We start from the raw sequence: 1,618 nt of genomic DNA on the forward strand, positions 1-1,618 counted from the left end.
CCTGTCCACCGGTTGAATGGATCCCGTCCGCCATCCACCAGCGGATGATCTGACCTAGTTCTGGCGCTCACAACCCGTCCAGGGTTTCCCCGTACGCCCCTGCGAGCCAGTTGTAACCGATTGCCTTAGTCAGCTCTCCCAGGCCTGCGAGTCGGATGCTCGTGTCCCTCACTCGCAACATCGCCGTTGAGATCACGAAGCGCGCCATTGCTCAGGCGCACGATGGTCCAACCGCCGGTACGTGGACGTCCGGGCGCTGCTTCTCGACCCCGTGGACCTCCGCGGCATCCCCTGGCGCGACAGCGCCGACCGAACGCGCTGGGCTCCTCCGGCCTTCCTGCCGCAGTCCGACGATCCCGGCCGCTGGCTCATTAACCTTGAAGAGCTGCCCTCTGCCGTGCCCCTCGTCCAGACGGCATTGTACCAGTTGGTGTTGGACCGCAAGGTTGGCGAGTACCAGTTGCCCGAGGGCGCCTCGCTCATTGCCTGCGGCAACCGTGAGACGGACCGCGGCGTCATCCACCGCATGCCCACGCCCCTGGCCTCTCGCTTCGTCCACCTTGAGATCCGCGTGGACGCCGAGGACTGGCTGGACTGGGGCGCCGCCAACGGCATCGTCCCCGAGGTACTGTTTTTCATCACCTACGAGCCGGACCTCCTGCACCGGTTCGATCCGCAGTCCAAGGAGAAGGCCTTCCCGTGCCCGCGGACCTGGGAGTTCGTGAGCAACATCGTCAAGCACCGGAACGGCCTCGATCCTGCGGCCGAGCGCGCCATCTTCCGGGGCGCCGTGGGCGAGGCCGCGGCGGTGGAGTTCTCTGCGTTCCTGAACGTCTGGCGCGAGCTTCCCCACCCGAGGGCGCTCCTGAACGACCCCGGCAACGCCGACATCCCGGAGAACGCGAGCGCACTCATGGCGCTGTGCGGCTCGCTCTACCGTCTTGCGACCGATGTCACCATGGACGCCATCGTCACTTTCGCCCAGCGGCTCAGGCGGGAGGTAGGCGAGTCTCTGGTCGGCGCGTGCGTGCGCCGCGATCCGGCACTCCAGCGCTCGCCCGCCTTCATCCGCTGGGCCGCCGCCAGGACACAGTGAGGGAGAAGGCCATACACTGGAGGATCATCCATTACCTGGCGGGCGATTCCGCCTCGCGCCAGTACACGGTGCAGCCGCGCGGCGGCACGGCGGAATCTCGCCGCGGCAATCCAGGTTCCCCTGTGGAGCGTTCGATAGCCCCGAAAGGAGTAACCCAATGAACCTCACTCGTGACGCCATGCTCGTCGGCCTGCGCATCAGCGCTTGGTCCGGCCGGCTCTACGACCGTGAGGCCAGCGACCACGTCGCCGCCCATCACGACGCGAGTTCAAGCGTCGGGCGCTACCACAAGCGACTTTTGCCGAAGGCGGCTCTGGCCGCGCTCAACGCCACCATGAGCGAAGCGCGCACTCAGCATGACGCCCAGTCGCTGCCCTGGGACGACAAGGGCTCGCGGCTTCTCACGGTCGCCAACTACGAGCAATACACCGGCATCATGGACGCTCTCCGCGAGCGCCTGGTGCGCCAGCGCGCCCGCTTCATCGAGGACTTCGATGACTACGTGGAGCAGGCCCGGATCGA

2 protein-coding genes are annotated in these 1,618 nt (G+C 66.7%); both read left to right on the forward strand.

All coding sequences use genetic code 11. The features are described 5' to 3' along the window. The first annotated feature begins 241 nt into the window (after nt 1-241). Entirely contained in the window at nt 242-1,096 is an 855-nt protein-coding gene (locus OXF11_16020; protein MCY4488600.1) for a MoxR family ATPase, read from the forward strand. A gap of 157 nt (nt 1,097-1,253) precedes the next feature. Continuing rightward, on the forward strand, nt 1,254-1,618 hold a 365-nt coding region (locus OXF11_16025), incomplete at its 3' end, for a hypothetical protein (GenBank protein MCY4488601.1).

The sequence above is a fragment of the Deltaproteobacteria bacterium genome (assembly GCA_026712905.1).
GTDB lineage: Bacteria > Desulfobacterota > Binatia > UBA9968 > JAJDTQ01 > JAJDTQ01.